The following is a 15511-nucleotide window of genomic DNA, read 5'->3' on the forward strand; positions in this document are numbered from 1 at the left end:
GCGGCCGCACCCTATTCGGGCGGGGGTTAATTTACAAGCAATCCTGCTGCGCCTGGGGCAGGGTCGTGCTCCGCCACCCAGTGATTGCCGGCCACCTGGACGAGTTGCGGCTGGTACTGATCCACATCCGGATCATCTACCAGCTTCGACTTGAGGAAACGGAGGGCGGCGCGGCTGTCGAGGGGGCTGGGCAAATCGCCAGTCAGTTTTACACGCTCACGAGCGCGCTCGCCGCGCGGATCGGCATTCGGGACTGCCGCGATCAGGCCCTGCGTATAGGGGTGGCGGGCATCTTCATAGATAGCGTTCCGGTCTGCGAGTTCGACGATCCGCCCAAGATAAAGCACCATCACCCGATGGCTGATCTGGCGGACGACGGCGAGGTCGTGGCTGATGAAAATCATTGAGAGGCCGAACTCCTTCTGAAGTTCGATCAGCAAATCGACGACCTGCGCCTGAACCGACACATCCAGGGCGGAAACCGCTTCGTCACAGATAACGAGCTGGGGTTTCAGGATCATCGCCCGGGCAATCCCGACACGCTGGTTCTGGCCGCCGGAGAGTTCGTGCGGATAGCGGTTGATGAGGTTTGGATCGAGCCCGACACGCGGCAGAATTTCGCGTACCCTTGCCTCGCGCTCGGAGCGGGAGAGGTCCGGCTCATGCACCAGCAGAGGCTCCGCCACTGAGGCACCGATGGTCATGCGGGGATCAAGGCTCGCAAGGGGATCCTGGAAGACGATCTGGAGTTCATCGCGAAGGCCGTCCATCTCGCTGCGGCTGGCCTTGGCAATGTCCTTGCCAAGCCAGGCAACCTTGCCGGCAGTCGGTGGAATGAGCCGCAGCACACCCCGTGCCAGTGTCGATTTTCCGCACCCGGATTCTCCGACCACGCCCAGAGTCTCGCCGGGCTTCAAGTCGAAACTCACGCCGTTCACGGCTTTGAGGGGTTTGCGCTTTCCAAGCAGGCCGCCCTTGATCTGGATAGGGAAGTGAACCTTCATATCGTCGACCTGCAGAATTGGTTTTGTATCTGCGGCGGGTGGGGCCGACAGCGGGGGGCGTCCCGGCGGGTCAGGCATATCCAGGCGCGGCACAGCCGCCAGAAGCATTTTGGTATAGTCGTGCTTGGGGGAATAGAAGATTTCGTCAGTTGTGCCCTGCTCGACGATCTCGCCATGGCGCATCACGATCACCCGGTCACACATGCGGGCAACGACCCCCATATTGTGCGTAATCAGAACAATTCCGGTGCCTGTTTCGCGCTTGAGTTCATCCATCAGTTCCAGAACCTGGGCCTGGACAGTCACGTCGAGCGCTGTGGTGGGCTCATCCGCAATCAGAACCTTCGGCCCGCAGAGCATTGCGATGGCAATCATCACGCGCTGCCGCATGCCGCCCGAAAGTTCATGCGGAAACTGTTCCATGCGCCGGGCTGCCTCCGGGATGCGCACATGCTCCAGCCATTCGATGCAGCGTTCATTGGCTTCTGCGCCCTTGAGGCCCTTATGCAACGCCAATATCTCGCGCATCTGCGCGCCGACGGTCATGTGGGGCGTAAGGCTTGTCAGTGGATCCTGAAAGATCATCGACATTTCAGCGCCGCGTATATCGCGCAGCTGTGCCACCGAGGCTGTCAGCATTTCGGTGTCACCGAAGCGGATGCTGCCTTCGGCCTTGCCGTTTCCGGCAAGCAGGCCCATGGCCGCAAGGGCGGACTGGCTCTTGCCAGAACCGCTTTCGCCCACGATGCCAACGCACTCGCCAGGCGAAACGCCGAAGGAAATTCCCTTCACGGCGTTCACGGTGCCATCGGGCGTCTCGAAATCGACCTTCAGGCCGGTCACAGTCAAAAGTGTCATAACCATGACGAGTAACGGGCCGGGGCCGGGGCGCAAGAGGCAGCAGCAGATTCAGAGCGCAGAAAACGCCGCGCCAGCTGACTAGCAGGCGCGGCGCTCTCGTTTAAGCAATACCAGTCTGGGGTTGGGATGGGAGGCTGGTATTGCCTCGATCTGATCGTGGCCAGATCAGAACTTATAGCCGAGACCCACGCCTACGATCAGTGGGTTGATGTCCACATCCGCATTCACCTTGGCGCCGAGCGCGGTGGTGAAATCGACTGTAACATCGGTATTGATCCAGACCTTCTTGATGTCGGCATTCAGCGCCCAGCCACCTTCCTTGCCATCTAGATCGTAGTCAAACCCGACTTGAAGGGCAGGACCGAAGCTCGGATCATAGTCGATCCCGTCCGCCACCGGGCCGGCATCTTCATTGAAGAAGAAGGTCGCATTGACCCCAGCGCCCACATACGGCTTGAAACGGGTGCCGTTCTGGAAATGGTATTGCAATGTCAGGGTCGGGGGCAGAAGCCAGACATCGCCCAGATCGATATTGGCATTGGTCAGGGCGCCCGGCACCGTCACGCTGGTTGCTTTCACATCATGGGGTGTCACCCCGAGGATCAGCTCTGCGGCGATACTCTTGGTGAAGAAATAGGTGATGTCGAGTTCCGGGACGTACTGGTCGCCGATGTCCACGCCGCCCTGCAGGCGCGTGTTACCTACGGACAGAGCGCCGGATTCGTCGGGCAGAACGCCGATGACGCGTGCGCGCACCATCCAGGGGTTATCATCGGCCGATGCCGTGCCGGCAAATCCCATCAGGGCTGTGCCTGCCATCAAGGTGGCTGCGAGGAGCTTTTTCATTGTCGAAACCCGCTGTTTTTGTGAGTGATGAGATACAGGTAAGCCTCTGGAATTAAAGGCGAAATTGCCCAGTTTGCCGCGCGGCTCCGAGCCGCGCGGCACATGCGCTCATTTAGGTACTCGTCCGTATTGAGATAAAAATCAGGGGCAGCGATGCTGGATACCAACTGCGTCCTGCTACCTTGGGAGGTGCGGCGCTGTGAGCAGCGCGCTGCCCTAGGGAAAGGCTTGCCTTGACGCAGCGCACTTGGGAACATGGCGCGTTTTCCGCCTTCTGGAGCTTCCCATGCCGGTTATGAATTTCCTCACGCAGTGCGTCTTCGATTCTGGCGCACTCAAACAGCTTTCCAAACTCGCAAAGGCGCGGGGCATCACGCGCCCCTTCATCGTGACGGATGCGGGCATCAAGGCTTCCGGCATCCTTGCAAAGGTCGAAGATGCACTCGACGTCGCCCCTGCCGGCGTCTTTGCCGAAACCGTGCCCAACCCCACCGAGGCGCAAACCAAGATCGCGACCGCGCTCTACAAGGAATCCGGCGCTGACGGGATCATAGCTGTGGGCGGTGGTTCTTCCATGGACCACGCCAAGGCAATTGGCCTGATGGCGAGCCATGAAGGGCCTCTGGAAAATTTCGCGGCGATCGTCGGCGGCTCTAAGCTGGTCGGCAAGATTCCGCCGCTGATCGCCATCCCGACAACGGCGGGAACCGGCTCGGAAGTGTCCATCGGCATGGTCATCATCATGGAGAATGGGCGGAAGGAAACCTTTGCCTCGCCCAATCTCATTCCGCTTGTCGCCCTCTGTGATCCGGACCTTACCATCGGTCTTCCGGCCGGGCTCACAGCAGCAACCGGTATGGACGCGCTGACGCATTGCATCGAGGCTGTGCTCACGCCGGCAATTAATCCGCCTGCGGAAGCTATCGGCTATGACGGCGCACACCGCGCGTTCGGGATGGGCATGCTGAAGCGTGCCGTCAAGGATGGCTCGGATGAAGAGGCCCGCTGGCACATGATGATGGCGAGCTATGAAGGAGCGCTCGCCTTCGTGAAGGGGCTTGGCGGGGTTCATGCGCTCAGCCACGCCGCTGGGCGGCTGCATGAGAAGAAGCTTCACCACGGCACGCTGAACGCCGTTTTCCTGCCGCACATCCTGCGATTCCATAATGGCGCCGCAGACGAAAAGTATGCCCGCCTGCGCCAGGCGATGGGCCTCAAGGCCGGCGCGGATCTGGCCGATGCCATTCAGGATCTCAACAATGCCATCGGCATTCCGCCCACGCTGAGCGCCATGGGCCTGACGGCATCGGATGGGCCGGGGATCGTTGAATATGCTCTGGTGGATCTTGCCCATGCGGGCAACCCCCGTGCGATGAGCGCCGACGACTACGCAGCCGTTTACGAGATCGCGCTGGGCTGAGGAACTTCCATGAAGCGCCGCTTTGCTCCGATACTCAAGATGGCTGGCAGCCATCATGGGGGAGAGCGGGCGGCGCTTGAGAAGTCGCGCAACACGCACGCGGTCATGCATCTGGAGAAAGTGCCGTCCAGCCGGCTTCTCTCGGTAATGACGCGCTGTGTGTTCAATGCGGGGTTCAACTGGAAGGTCATAGAAGCAAAGTGGCCGGGCTTTGAGGTGGCCTTTGAGGGGTTCGATCCGGGCAAGCTTGCCTTCTTCGGCGACGAGATGATGGACCGTCTGCTGGCGGACGAGCGGATCGTGCGCAACGGACAGAAGATCCGGGCAACGCTCGAGAATGCAAGGTTCGTTGCAGATGTCGACCAGGAGGAGGGCGGTTTCGGCCGCTTTCTCGCAAGCTGGCCAGCGACGGATCAGCTTGGCTTGCTTACACTCCTGAGCAAGCGCGGCTCACGCCTTGGCGGGGCAACGGGACAGTACTTCCTGCGTTTTGCTGGATGGGATGCGTGGATTGCGTCGCCCGATGTCTGCGCCGCTCTGGCGCGCGAGGGCATTCTGGACAGCCCGGCAGCTACCAGCAAGCGCGATCTCACCGCGCTGCAGGAAGCAATCAATGAGTTTCATTCCGACAGCGGATTACCGCGGGCGCAGATCAGCCGGCTGCTCGCGATGAGTGCCGGCTGACACGGTGGCGGGCCTATTCGGCGGCCATCTCCGGCAGGCCGAGCGCCGCTTCCACATCGGCCCAGTTCACGACCTTGAAGTTCTGGTTCTCTCCAGACCTGGGATTGCCGTCATCCTGCACGATCAGAACCCCGCGGGGGAAGCCGGGCAGGGCGCCGGAAAAAGCGTCCAGCCCGTCTGTATGGGTCACCTCATCTATGTCCAGCGCTTCATTGGCGATAATTGAAAAGCTGCCGCGCGGCGCGTGCGGCGCTTGCCGGTCATAAACAACGAAGCGGTTGGCTGCCTGCGCGGACGCCACCACCCAGCCTGCGCCATTCCCGCCTCTCCAGATCGATACCCCTTCCACATCGGCCACGAGGCCAGCGGCGCCACCAACCGTGTCGACCAGCACAGGCTGGGGCGCTTCTTCGCGATAGGCGACCGTCCACAGGCCTCTGTCTTCTTCTCCGACAAAGATGAGCCCGTTGGCTTCGTCGAAGACGCAGCCCTCAAGCTGCGTATCGAGTTTGACGGATTTCAGAAGATCTCCGCTGAGCTCATTCTCGCCGACCGAGAGCGACCAGATCTGCAATGTCCCGTCCTTGTAGGTCACGCCTGCGAGATCGCTTTCCCCTTCGCGGGCCTGGCAAATGCCATAGGGCTCTACTGTATTTGTCGGAATGTCGCCGCGATGGCTCACCTCTCCGGTTACCCGGTCGATCAGGAAGACGGAGATGGCGTTGACCTGATCATTGCTGGCCACAGCAATATCGAAGGACCGATCCGCAGACTGACGAACATCCACATTGTTGATCAGGCCGATCGGCAGGCGCTGAACTTCTGCGCCGTCGAGCCCGAACACAACCAGGCCCTCTTTCTTGTTGGTGCCAAGGATCAGGGACTGTGCGGGATCTGCCGGATGTTTCCACAGGGCCGGATCATCTGCGGCGTCCCCTTTGGCGCCTGCAGGGGCCGTTTCCACGCTGGCCATGACGAATTTCTGACCGTCGATTACAGCGGCAGGTGCAGACGCGCAGGCGCCCACCGTCAGGACAAGCGACAGGGCAAGGGCGGGCCGGAAAAAAGACATGGGGGCTCCAGGAAAGCAGGCAAGACACGATTCGACGCCTTCTTTATCGCTGCTGCATGACAGTATCGCGACGAAGCGGCGTTCAGGCCTCGCTGGCCTCCCAATAGACGGCCCACCTGGCAGCAAGGGCTGCCGGCTTTTCAGCGGTCAGCAGGCGCGAGATGCGCTCGGCCTTTTTCAGAAGCCTTTTCTGGTCACGCGCGGCGGCGCGGAAGAGTTTTTTCAACGTGTCCTTGTCCAGCCGGTCATCAGGCAGGGCTTTGAGTGCTGCCACAAGCAGTCCGCTGTCGCGCCAGTCTCCCAGGCTTTCGGAGAGCCGGTTTGCCATGCGGGCATGACCGTCCATGGCATCCGGGCAGCTGCGTCCCAGCAGAAGCGTATGGTGCCAATGGCTTTTGGCACTTTTCCGCCAGTCATGGATCATTTCTTCTTCGCCCGTGCGGATCGCCTCCGAGAAGTTTCTCCGCAGCTTCCTGTAGCTGCGCTTGAGGCCGGGCTGCAGGGCGGCGAACCCCTCCGCGCGAACCTCCCAGCCGGCGGCGCGTTTGGCCGCGCTCCGCATGTCGCGGTCGAAGGTTTTCAGAAGCCTGGCCGTAGCGGCGCCACCACTGGGCGCGCCGGAATCGCCCGCGAGAGTCGCTTCGGTATCGGCAAGCATTTCCGGCGGTAATTTCAGACGCCGCAGACTATCCAGGATGGCGCTTGAGTCTCGTGCTTCAGAAAGCTGGCGGGCTGCGTCTCTCAGGGCTGCATTCTCCATCGGCGCTTCTTCAAACACCGGCCCGATGAGGCGGATCACAGAGCGTAACCGCTTGGTGCACTTGCGCACCTCGTGAACTTTCCGGGGGGCTGGCAGGTCTGCCGCGGCGATCACCTCCGCCATTCGCGCGAACTCTTCCCCGGCGATGCGCCGGATGCCCTCTTCAACGCGCTCACTGCCGGGCTTCAATCGATAAGCCATGGTGTTGAAATCTGCCCTCCGTCCGTGTTCGGCAAAGGCAAGCTGTCACAAGCTGGGCCCGGCTGCCAATATGCTCGCTCTCAAGGCGAGTGTGACCCTACAGAAACTTGTCAAAAATCTACATGTCTTTGCCGCGAATCCGGCGATAAGGAAGCATGCTTCAAAGCCTTCAGACCCTTTCCAACGGTATTGCCCTGATAACCTGCGCCATGGCGATTGGGGCCTCCTGGGTCGCCTCGATCGCTTCGCCCAATTGCAGCTTTGACAAGCTGACGGGGGCGCGGGCCGACACGCATGTTCGCGAATTGCTGTACCGCACGGCGACGCCGATTGCGGGCATGCTGCTGGTGTCCGGCGCGCTGTTCTTGCTCGCCACCAGTTGGATTGCCGGAACGGTCGCCCTGGTGTCCTGCTTCGGATTCTTCTCGACGCGGATGATGCTCGCGCCGAAGGAAGGCAAGAATCCCAAAGGCGTCCGTACTCGCCGCAAGGAACAGCGGGGCAGTTCAGTCATGCTTTCGTTGATGTTCACGGTTGCCGCCGTTGCGGCAGTCGTGCTGGGGCTTTTCGGCCTTTAGGCCATTACCAGCCAGAGACAGCCCATTTCGTGCAACTTCCGGAAGCTTTCCGATGATCGCTGCGCAGCAGATTTTGCCAGACGGCCAGCCGTTTTCCTGTTGGCGGCCAGCATCATCACACAGATGACCAGCCCAAGCCCTGCCATCCACCAGCCGACGACCAGGGCGGCAATGACACCCACCAGACAGGAAAGATATGCCAGTGCGTCCAGGATACGCAGCCGGATGTGCAGCCACCGGCCAAAAGGCTTCAGGAGTTCCGGGTGGCGGTGCAGCGTTTCGGCATCAATGGCGAACCGGGTGCCTGGCGTATTCTCGAAAATAAGGGCCCGGGTCATGCGACCGTCATCATGCGGGTTGGGCTGGCAGGTCAGAAACATCAGCAACACTCCGGGCAGGATTCTCCCCTGACGAGAACATCTACCTGCCGGATGTTAACTCTGTACGGGTTGTGGCCCGGAAGTTTCAGTATTTTTCAAGACTTTCAGTTAACCCTCACCTTTCCCTTGGGGCATGTTGCGGCTGGCGAAAACATTTGCCGCAGTGTTTTTTGAGGCGTACGCTGCACTGCAGCAAAGAGGGTTACAAAGACAATGCTCTATTCCCTTGTTGAACTGAACCGGGTGGCGATGGCGCCAATGCGGCTTGCCGCGCGGGCGGGGCGCGCGGCGCTCAACTCCCCGTTCAATCCGATGGGCCATACCAGCTATGGCAAATCCCTCGCGGCAATGGCGGACGTGTTCGAAAGCGCAACGCGCTATTACGGCAAGCCTGAGTGGCGCATCTCGTCGGTCCGTATCAACAGCATAGATGTCCCCGTCGAGCCTCAGATTGCCTGGCGGTCTCCCTGGTGCGGCCTCGTTCACTTCAAGAAGGATGCGGACAAGCTGGCCCAAGCGCGCCGCAAGAATGCCGCGCCATTGCCTCGCCTGCTGATCGTGGCCCCCCTGTCTGGCCACTATGCAACGCTGCTGCGTGGAACCGTCGAAGGGTTTCTCGAGACGCATGACGTCTACATCGCCGATTGGACGGATGCGCGCATGGCGCCGGTCTGGCTCGGCCGGTTCGATCTGGATGACTATATCGACCATGTCCGCAAGATGCTGACCCATCTGGGCGGCGGCGCGCATGTGCTCGCTGTCTGTCAGCCGGGGCCGCCCGTGCTGGCTGCCATCTCGATGATGGCTGAGGATGAAGATCCAGCGCTTCCCGCGACCATGACCTTCATGGGCTCACCGATCGATGCCCGCCGTTCGCCGACGGTTCCCAACAAGCTCGCCGAGGAACGCCCGTTCGAGTGGTTTGAGCAGAACATGATCTACACCGTGCCGGCGCCCTATCCGGGTGTTCTGCGCCGCGTTTATCCGGGCTTTGTGCAGTTGGCTTCGTTCATGAACATGAACTGGGACCGGCATGTCGATGCGCACTGGAAATTTTTCAATCATCTGGTCGGCGGCGATGGTGACAACGCCGCCAAGCACCGCGAGTTCTATGATGAATACCTCTCCGTCCTTGATCTGACGGAAGAGTTCTACCTGCAGACTATCCAGCGGGTGTTTCAGGAACATCACCTGCCGCGGGGTATCTACAAGTACCGTGGCGAGCGCCTGGTGAAGCCGGAAGCGGTCCGCACGGTGGCGTTGATGACGGTGGAAGGTGAGAAAGACGACATTTCAGGTATCGGCCAGACGCAGGCCGCTCATGATATCTGCACAAACATTCCGGAAGATATGCGTACGGATTATATTCAGCCGGGCGTTGGCCACTATGGCGTGTTCAACGGGTCCCGGTTTGAAACCGAGATTGCGCCGCGGGTCACCCAGTTCACGCGCCGGTTCACGGTGCGCGAAAAGGAAGAAGCCGCCCAGGAACCTGCTGTTTCGAAACGCCGATAGCCGCCGTCAGGCGCACACATTTGCTTCGAAATCGAGCAATTCGATTTCGGGGCTGACATGGCCTTCCTTGTGCGGCTCTTCGCCGGCCAGAGCGGTGGAAAGATACTTTTTGTTGTCGTCACAGAAGACGGTGGCGACGCACGCATCATCCCCCAGTTTTTCCGCAGCGATCAGGGCGCCGATGAGATTTGCGCCGGATGAAATGCCTACGCCAAGCCCAAGTTCCCGCGCCAGGCGCTGTGCCATTCGGATGGCGTCGCCATCGGAGACGGCAATCACCTCATCAAGCTGATCCAGCTTTACCAGCGCCGGAATGAAGTCATCAGAGATGCCCTGTATGCGGTGCTGCCCCACCTTGTAGCCGGTGGAGAGGGTGGGGGACTCCTGGGGTTCCAGCGGGTGAATTTTCACTTTTGGAAACGCAGCCTTCAGCGCACGGCCAACGCCCATCACGGTGCCGCCGGTACCGACACCCGCTACGAAGGCGTCAGGCTTTATGTCGAGGCAGGCCAGTTGGTTGATCAGTTCACGGGCGGTCGTGTTGGTATGGGCGGCCGAATTGTCGGCGTTGGAAAACTGGCAGGGCAGGAATACGCCGGCCCGGCTGGCGGCGAGTTGCTCCGTGGCTGCAATCGCGCCGATGAAGCCGCCTTCCTCACGGGTGAGAAGGTTGAGGTTAGCCCCCAGGCTGCGCAGCAGGTTCTTGCGCTCGTCGCTCATCCAGTCCGGCATGAAGATCTCGACCCGATGCCCAAGGGCGCGGCCAAGTGCGGTGAGGGCAATGCCCGCATTGCCGCTGGTTGCTTCGGCAATCGTGTCGCCGGGCTTCAGCGTGCCGGAGCGATAAGCGCAGGCGAGGATCGAGAGGGCCATCCGGTCCTTGATCGATCCAGTCAGATTGTAGTGCTCTGCCTTGGCGTGGATCACCCGTTCCCGGCCCCGGAAACGCAGACGGATGGAAAGCATCGGTGTGCGGCCGATCAGGGCGGAAAGCGCCTTTAGCCGCGCCTCCTGGCAAGCGGGGGCTGCCTGGGGAGACGTGAGGGCTGGCTGCTTAAGAGCGGGAGCGGGCTGAGGCATATGAGGAGAGTCTCACAGCGCTCGCAGAAATTCATCTCATGAACACATCAGTTTTGGTTATTGTATGATGAAAATTTTCGAATAATAACTTCAAATATGGAAAATATTGATGATACTGATCGGACCATCCTGCGTCTGCTGCAATCAGACAGCAGCATATCGCTCGAATCGATGGCTGATCGCGTCAGTATTTCGGTGAATACCTGCTGGCGGCGGGTAAAGCGCCTGGAAGAGGCTGGGGTCGTCTCCCGGCGGGTCGCACTGATCGATCCTGAAAAAGTGGGGCTGGCCCAAACGGTGTTCGTGGCCATCCGCACCCGGGATCATTCCGCCGCCTGGCTTCAACGCTTTGCCTCGGCGGTCCAGTCCATTCCGGAAGTAGTCGAATTCTATCGAATGGCCGGGGATGTCGACTATCTGCTGAAAGTTCAGGTCGGCAGCGTGGCCGATTATGACCGCGTTTACAAAGCGCTGATTGCCAAGGTCGATCTGGCCGATGTCAGCGCCACCTTTGCGATGGAGTGCCTGAAAAATACGACCGAACTGCCGCTCTAGTATGCGGCGGCTGGCACGGGCAGCATAAGTTCAGGCATCAGGCAGCTGGGTAGGGGCTCGCCGGGCGCGGTTTTCGCCAACCCCGCAGGCTGACGAAGATAGCTGCGCATGGCTTCGGTTGCTGCCCGGTCAAAACTTTCTATGGCGGCAGGCGCCGCTGTTTCCCGCAGAATGCGGGCATCCTGACAGGTGCGCTGCTCCAGGATTGTCAGCGCCGAAGGGGCGCGGCCCGTGCGCAAAGCTCTCAATGACGCCCGCATCGGGTCTGGCCGCAAGACGGCGGCGGCCGGCAACCCCGGACCATCGGGCACAGCCAGCCACAGGGCCTGCACCGAGGCGTCGGGATCCTGCTGAGGGAAGCTGACAGCCAGAATGACGCCGCCACGTGATTTCCGGATGTCAAAATTCGTCATTCCGCGCGCGGTCAGCGCTTCCAGCCATTCACTGATCGCGAGGTTTCGCGCTTCCAGCGCTTCCCGTTCCTGGCCGGAAGCAAGAAGGGCGACTGACTGGTCCAGCCGCTGAACTGGGGACAGGCGGGCGCCTCGCGCAATAGCCTGATTGTAATGCGTTACCGCGTCGGCAGCGATGCCCGCATCCATGGCGCTGCGCGCCGCAATCAGATGGGCGTCGCGCGCTTCAAAACGATCTGGGCAGTCGGCAAGAAAACTTTCTGCAGTACGTTTGAGATAGGCGGGCGTCGCCTCTTCTGCCGGTTGGAGAACGGCCGTCTGAAACCTCGCCACATCGCTGAGGCCACACCCCTCCTGCGCCTCGGCCGCCAGCGATGTCGCTACCAAGACTATAAAAAAGGAAGAGAGTTTCGTCCAGAAATTGAAATTAACCATACCCGGCCTCCCGCGCCTCAAGGCGCTGTTTCAGGAGTAACGGTGCAAGGCCTATGCCGGTTCCCTCAGTCGGACGGATGGATACCGGAAGGGTCTTTCAGAAGGTGGATATGGTCATGATCATGATCATGGGCATGGTCATGGCCTCCATGGCCATGTAGCGGCGCCAGCAAGAGCAGCATGGCGATCAGAATGCCCGCGCCCAGCGCCGCCACGCCGCGAAGGGGCGGCTCTTCCTTCAGCGGCTGCATCAGGGGGCCAGTCGCCACATAGATCAACAGGCCTGCCGAAATGGCATAAAGTGCGGCGACAACATCCGGTCCGAGCCCATTGACGAAAAGTCCGCTCACCAATGCCCCCAGCGGGGTTGTCGCCCCGGCCGCCAGGAACGCCCAGATTACCGCCTCACGAACCCGGAAGCCGTGCCGGGCAAGAATTGCAAAGGCGATCACGCCTTCGGCAAATTCGTGCATGATGAGCGAGGTGGAGGCGTAGACGCCTGCCTCGAAGCTTGCTGCAAACGTGACTGAATAGATCACCCCATCCAGGAAAGAATGAAGCCCCACCGCCAGCAATGGCGTCAGCGCCTGGGATCGTCCGCCAGCTTTCTCCGGAAAGATCGTGCTGATCCCGGAACTCAGCAGCAGGCCGCCGAAGAAGCCTGCCAGCATGAAGTACGGCGCGCGGCCATTCATCACCAGCGCTTCGGGAGCAATGTGCAGCAGCGTGAGGGAGATGAGCATTCCCCCAGCGGCCAGAGAGAACAGGCCGGATTGGCGCACAGTCCACTCACTGCGCACAGCAACGGCAATCAGGCCTGCCGAAGTGACCAGAGCCGCGAGGAGTCCGAATAGGATTGGCGCCTGAAGAGAAAGGGGCATCCGGCGGCGTGTGTCCGATTTGCTGCGGCCTGAAAAGGGGGCAGGGGTTAAAGAAGGGCTGCGCTTGTGCGCTCGGGCACCTTGCGAAAAGTGTTATAATGTTTCACTCTTCCGCCTGCCAGTAATTTTTGCGGTGTGGGCCGGTTTTCCTTTGGGCCGCACCGCCAAGTCCGGAAAAATCAGGAGCTGTTTATGACCCATCTTGCCCGTGTTTCGCTGCCATTGCTCGCCGGGGCTGCCCTATCGGTGCTCGCGGCCTGTGGTCCAGGCACGCCCCCGCCGGCAGCGCCTGGCCCCGTCGAGGCCGGCGCCGCGCTGCCGACGGAAGTTCCTGCCGAAGACAGCCATGACGCGCACGCAGAAGATCATGCCGAAGGCGAAGCGCATGACCATGAAGAGGGGGAAGCTCACGACCATGACCACGATCATGATCACGATCATGCGGGTGGAGCTGCCCATGTTCACGGCATCGCGGATCTGGCCTTCGTCATAGAAGGCAGCAAGCTGACGGCAGAACTTGTTTCGCCGCTGGCCAATTTCGGCCTCTCCGAAGCAGACGGTGTGTTCACACCGGAAGTGATCGCAGCGCTGCCTGGCTTCATCACGCTGACCGGTGGAACCTGCACGGCCGAGACCCCGGCAGCCGAAGTGGACACCTCCAGCGGCCACGCCGATGGACATGTAAACTTCACCTGGACCTGCGCTAATACTGGCGGTGTGACTGCTGCGCGTTTTGCTGGCTTCAGCGCGTTTCCGGGCTTCGAGAAGGTCAATGCCGTATTTGTGACTGACACAGCCCAGAAAGCCGCAGAGCTGACGCCTTCCTCCCCGGAGCTTTCCCTGAAATAAGAACGGTATGGCTGATCCCGTAATCGATATCGAAGGGCTGCGCTTTGCCTGGAAGAGCGGCCCGCAAGTGCTCGACATGGATGCTTTCCGCGTCGAGGCCGGTGAGCGCGTGTTTCTGCGGGGGCCGTCTGGTTCCGGCAAGTCGACGCTTCTTGGCTTGATTGCCGGTGTGCTCCAACCCCAGGCGGGCCGCATCAGTGTTCTGGGCGAAGATATGAGCAAGCTGCCGGCCGCACAGCGTGACCGTCTGCGGGCGGACCGGATGGGCGTCATCTTCCAGATGTTCAATCTGGTGCCCTATCTGTCGGTCACGGGGAACGTCCTGCTGCCCCTGCGTTTCTCGCCCGCGCGCCGCAAGGCAGCGGGAAATGATCCGCAGGCGGAGGCACGCCGCCTGCTGGCCCGGCTTGGCCTGACGGATGAAAGCCTGCTTGAGCGGCGGGTGTCAGATCTTTCCGTCGGCCAGCAACAACGCGTTGCGGCCGCCCGCGCCCTGATCGGCAGCCCCAGCCTGGTGATTGCGGATGAGCCGACCTCGGCCCTGGATGCGGACGCGCGCGACCGGTTCATCAATCTGCTGTCCGAAGAGGTAGAGCGCTCTGGCGCAAGCCTTCTCTTCGTCAGCCATGACGCCTCTCTCGCAGGTCTGTTTACGCGGGCCGCCGATCTTACCGCAATGAACAGGGCAGGGGCGCCAGCATGACCGCTCTTTTCTCCCTTGCCTGGGCAAGCCTTCTCAACCGCAAAGGCTCGGTGATCCTAACCATCGTGGCCGTGGCGCTTTCCGTTGCGCTGTTCCTTGGGGTCGAGAAGGCCCGCAGCGGGGCCCGCGAAGGGTTTGAGAACACGATTTCCGGAACGGACCTGATCGTCGGCGCGCCGACGGGGACTGTCAATCTTCTGCTCTATTCCGTGTTCCGCATGGGCTCGGCGACAGCCGAAGTTTCCTGGCCAACCTATCGTCAGATTGCGGAGCGCCCGGATGTTGCCTGGGCCGTCCCGATCGCCCTGGGCGACAGCCATCGCGGCTACCGCGTGATGGGGACCAGCACCGATTATTTCCAGCACTACAAATATGGCGGCGGGCAGCCGCTGGAATTGGCTGAAGGCACGATCTTCGATGACCTGTTTGATGCCGTGATCGGCGCGGATGTGGCGCGCGAACTGGGATACGAGATCGGAACGCCGCTCATTCTCACCCATGGCATCGGCGCGGCTGATCTCGGCTCGGGCCACGAGAACCGTCCCTTCCGCGTGTCGGGCATCCTCAGATCGACCGGAACGCCAGTCGACCGCACCGTGCATGTCTCGCTCGAAGCCATCACCGCGATCCATGTCGGCTGGGAAACCGGCGCGAAGAACCCGCTGGCCGATTCCATCCCGACCGAGATGATCCGCTCCTTCGACCTTACCCCCAAGACTGTGACAGCGATCTTCGTAGGTCTGGAGCGGAAGGGCACCATCCTCACCACACGCCGGCAGATCAACACCAATCGCGGCGAACCGCTGATGGCGATCATTCCGGGGGAGGCGCTGCGCGAGCTTTGGGGCGTCACGTCGATTGCCGAGCGCGCCCTGCTGGCGGTGTCCGGCTTCGTAATTGCGGTCGGTCTGGTGTCGATCCTTACCTCGATCCTCACCAGCCTGAATGAGCGGCGCCGGGAGATGTCGATCCTGCGTGCGACGGGCGCGCGGCCCGGGCACATCTTCTCCCTGCTGGTCCTCGAATCCGGCCTCATCGGTTTCATGGGGGCCCTGATCGGGATCGTCATCGTGCATGGCGTGTTCGCAGCGGTCGCGCCCATGTTGCAGGCCCGCTGCGGCGTCGCTTTCGGGGCGGGTGGGCCCGGTCTGCTGGATCTTTATGTGCTGGGCGCGGTCACGCTCGCCGCCCTCGTGATCGGCGCAGTGCCGGCCGTCGCGGCGATGCGCCGGTCACTCGCAGACGGGCTCAGCGTCCGATTGTAACAGCATTGT

The 15511-nt window shown here is 61.2% G+C and carries 16 protein-coding genes; 8 read left to right on the forward strand and 8 right to left on the reverse strand.

The window, feature by feature from the left end; genetic code table 11:
- Positions 1–26 precede the first annotated feature (26 nt).
- Both HPO_RS10040 and HPO_RS10045 read right to left on the reverse strand, forming a co-directional pair.
- Positions 27–1862, reverse strand: coding sequence for an ABC transporter ATP-binding protein (locus HPO_RS10040; protein WP_035597884.1), 1836 nt, complete (start codon positions 1860–1862; stop codon positions 27–29).
- A gap of 168 nt (positions 1863–2030) precedes the next feature.
- Positions 2031–2711 (reverse strand): OmpW/AlkL family protein, encoded by a 681-nt coding sequence (locus HPO_RS10045; RefSeq protein WP_035597885.1) that lies wholly within the window; start codon positions 2709–2711, stop codon positions 2031–2033.
- Between the two features lie 286 nt (positions 2712–2997).
- Here HPO_RS10045 and HPO_RS10050 point away from each other — a divergent pair, with 286 nt between their 5' ends.
- Positions 2998–4131 carry an iron-containing alcohol dehydrogenase gene (locus HPO_RS10050; RefSeq protein ID WP_035598062.1) on the forward strand — a complete coding sequence of 378 codons (1134 nt, stop codon included), beginning with the start codon at positions 2998–3000 and terminating at the stop codon, positions 4129–4131.
- Between the two features lie 9 nt (positions 4132–4140).
- Entirely contained in the window at positions 4141–4815 is a 675-nt protein-coding gene (locus HPO_RS10055) for a DNA-3-methyladenine glycosylase I (protein WP_035597887.1), read from the forward strand.
- A 13-nt stretch (positions 4816–4828) separates the two neighbouring features.
- On the opposite strand, the gene HPO_RS10060 is transcribed toward HPO_RS10055, so the two are convergent.
- Positions 4829–5887 carry a phytase gene (locus HPO_RS10060; protein WP_035597889.1) on the reverse strand — a complete coding sequence of 353 codons (1059 nt, stop codon included), beginning with the start codon at positions 5885–5887 and terminating at the stop codon, positions 4829–4831.
- 82 nt (positions 5888–5969) lie between these two features.
- Positions 5970–6848 (reverse strand): CHAD domain-containing protein, encoded by an 879-nt coding sequence (locus HPO_RS10065; RefSeq protein WP_035597892.1) that lies wholly within the window; start codon positions 6846–6848, stop codon positions 5970–5972.
- A gap of 155 nt (positions 6849–7003) precedes the next feature.
- Between HPO_RS10065 and HPO_RS10070 the strand changes: the two genes are divergently transcribed.
- Positions 7004–7426, forward strand: a complete 423-nt coding sequence (locus HPO_RS10070; RefSeq protein ID WP_035597895.1) for a hypothetical protein — start codon at positions 7004–7006, stop codon at positions 7424–7426.
- On the opposite strand, the gene HPO_RS10075 is transcribed toward HPO_RS10070, so the two are convergent.
- Entirely contained in the window at positions 7423–7764 is a 342-nt protein-coding gene (locus tag HPO_RS10075; protein ID WP_157532762.1) for a hypothetical protein, read from the reverse strand. The genes HPO_RS10070 and HPO_RS10075 overlap by 4 nt on opposite strands.
- A 255-nt stretch (positions 7765–8019) precedes the next feature.
- Here HPO_RS10075 and HPO_RS10080 point away from each other — a divergent pair, with 255 nt between their 5' ends.
- The gene (locus HPO_RS10080) at positions 8020–9321 is read left to right on the forward strand and encodes a polyhydroxyalkanoate depolymerase (RefSeq protein ID WP_035597900.1); all 1302 of its coding nucleotides are present in this window, start codon (positions 8020–8022) and stop codon (positions 9319–9321) included.
- A 6-nt stretch (positions 9322–9327) separates the two neighbouring features.
- On the opposite strand, the gene HPO_RS10085 is transcribed toward HPO_RS10080, so the two are convergent.
- A complete protein-coding gene (locus tag HPO_RS10085) occupies positions 9328–10401 on the reverse strand; it encodes a PLP-dependent cysteine synthase family protein (RefSeq protein ID WP_035597902.1) in 1074 nt (357 codons plus the stop codon).
- A 105-nt stretch (positions 10402–10506) separates the two neighbouring features.
- Here HPO_RS10085 and HPO_RS10090 point away from each other — a divergent pair, with 105 nt between their 5' ends.
- Positions 10507–10956 (forward strand): Lrp/AsnC family transcriptional regulator, encoded by a 450-nt coding sequence (locus HPO_RS10090; protein ID WP_051612511.1) that lies wholly within the window; start codon positions 10507–10509, stop codon positions 10954–10956.
- Here HPO_RS10090 and HPO_RS10095 read toward each other — a convergent pair.
- Together HPO_RS10095 and HPO_RS10100 are read right to left on the reverse strand one after the other, a co-directional pair.
- Positions 10953–11804 carry a hypothetical protein gene (locus tag HPO_RS10095; RefSeq protein ID WP_035597908.1) on the reverse strand — a complete coding sequence of 284 codons (852 nt, stop codon included), beginning with the start codon at positions 11802–11804 and terminating at the stop codon, positions 10953–10955. The genes HPO_RS10090 and HPO_RS10095 overlap by 4 nt on opposite strands.
- Positions 11805–11869: 65 nt before the next feature.
- Positions 11870–12547 (reverse strand): ZIP family metal transporter, encoded by a 678-nt coding sequence (locus HPO_RS10100; protein ID WP_233349192.1) that lies wholly within the window; start codon positions 12545–12547, stop codon positions 11870–11872.
- A 330-nt stretch (positions 12548–12877) separates the two neighbouring features.
- On the opposite strand from HPO_RS10100, the gene HPO_RS10105 reads away from it, so the two are divergent.
- From HPO_RS10105 to HPO_RS10115, 3 genes are read left to right on the forward strand one after another with little or no spacing between them, the layout of a single operon-like run.
- Entirely contained in the window at positions 12878–13534 is a 657-nt protein-coding gene (locus HPO_RS10105) for a ZrgA family zinc uptake protein (protein ID WP_035597911.1), read from the forward strand.
- 7 nt (positions 13535–13541) lie between these two features.
- Positions 13542–14237 (forward strand): ABC transporter ATP-binding protein, encoded by a 696-nt coding sequence (locus HPO_RS10110; RefSeq protein WP_035597914.1) that lies wholly within the window; start codon positions 13542–13544, stop codon positions 14235–14237.
- Positions 14234–15502 (forward strand): ABC transporter permease, encoded by a 1269-nt coding sequence (locus HPO_RS10115; protein ID WP_035597915.1) that lies wholly within the window; start codon positions 14234–14236, stop codon positions 15500–15502. The genes HPO_RS10110 and HPO_RS10115 overlap by 4 nt, the downstream gene beginning before the upstream one ends.
- Positions 15503–15511 lie beyond the last annotated feature (9 nt).

The organism is Hyphomonas polymorpha PS728 (genome assembly GCF_000685315.1).
GTDB lineage: Bacteria > Pseudomonadota > Alphaproteobacteria > Caulobacterales > Hyphomonadaceae > Hyphomonas > Hyphomonas polymorpha.

Excerpts from the sequence above, each read along its gene's own strand:
- HPO_RS10040 (WP_035597884.1), bottom strand. The coding sequence starts at position 1,862 with ATGACACTTTTGACTGTGACCGGCCTGAAGGTCGATTTCGAGACGCCC.
- HPO_RS10045 (WP_035597885.1), bottom strand. The coding sequence starts at position 2,711 with ATGAAAAAGCTCCTCGCAGCCACCTTGATGGCAGGCACAGCCCTGATG.
- HPO_RS10050 (WP_035598062.1), top strand. The coding sequence starts at position 2,998 with ATGCCGGTTATGAATTTCCTCACGCAGTGCGTCTTCGATTCTGGCGCA.
- HPO_RS10055 (WP_035597887.1), top strand. The coding sequence starts at position 4,141 with ATGAAGCGCCGCTTTGCTCCGATACTCAAGATGGCTGGCAGCCATCAT.
- HPO_RS10060 (WP_035597889.1), bottom strand. The coding sequence starts at position 5,887 with ATGTCTTTTTTCCGGCCCGCCCTTGCCCTGTCGCTTGTCCTGACGGTG.
- HPO_RS10065 (WP_035597892.1), bottom strand. The coding sequence starts at position 6,848 with ATGGCTTATCGATTGAAGCCCGGCAGTGAGCGCGTTGAAGAGGGCATC.
- HPO_RS10070 (WP_035597895.1), top strand. The coding sequence starts at position 7,004 with ATGCTTCAAAGCCTTCAGACCCTTTCCAACGGTATTGCCCTGATAACC.
- HPO_RS10075 (WP_157532762.1), bottom strand. The coding sequence starts at position 7,764 with ATGACCCGGGCCCTTATTTTCGAGAATACGCCAGGCACCCGGTTCGCC.
- HPO_RS10080 (WP_035597900.1), top strand. The coding sequence starts at position 8,020 with ATGCTCTATTCCCTTGTTGAACTGAACCGGGTGGCGATGGCGCCAATG.
- HPO_RS10085 (WP_035597902.1), bottom strand. The coding sequence starts at position 10,401 with ATGCCTCAGCCCGCTCCCGCTCTTAAGCAGCCAGCCCTCACGTCTCCC.
- HPO_RS10095 (WP_035597908.1), bottom strand. The coding sequence starts at position 11,804 with ATGGTTAATTTCAATTTCTGGACGAAACTCTCTTCCTTTTTTATAGTC.
- HPO_RS10100 (WP_233349192.1), bottom strand. The coding sequence starts at position 12,547 with ATGCTCATCTCCCTCACGCTGCTGCACATTGCTCCCGAAGCGCTGGTG.
- HPO_RS10105 (WP_035597911.1), top strand. The coding sequence starts at position 12,878 with ATGACCCATCTTGCCCGTGTTTCGCTGCCATTGCTCGCCGGGGCTGCC.
- HPO_RS10110 (WP_035597914.1), top strand. The coding sequence starts at position 13,542 with ATGGCTGATCCCGTAATCGATATCGAAGGGCTGCGCTTTGCCTGGAAG.
- HPO_RS10115 (WP_035597915.1), top strand. The coding sequence starts at position 14,234 with ATGACCGCTCTTTTCTCCCTTGCCTGGGCAAGCCTTCTCAACCGCAAA.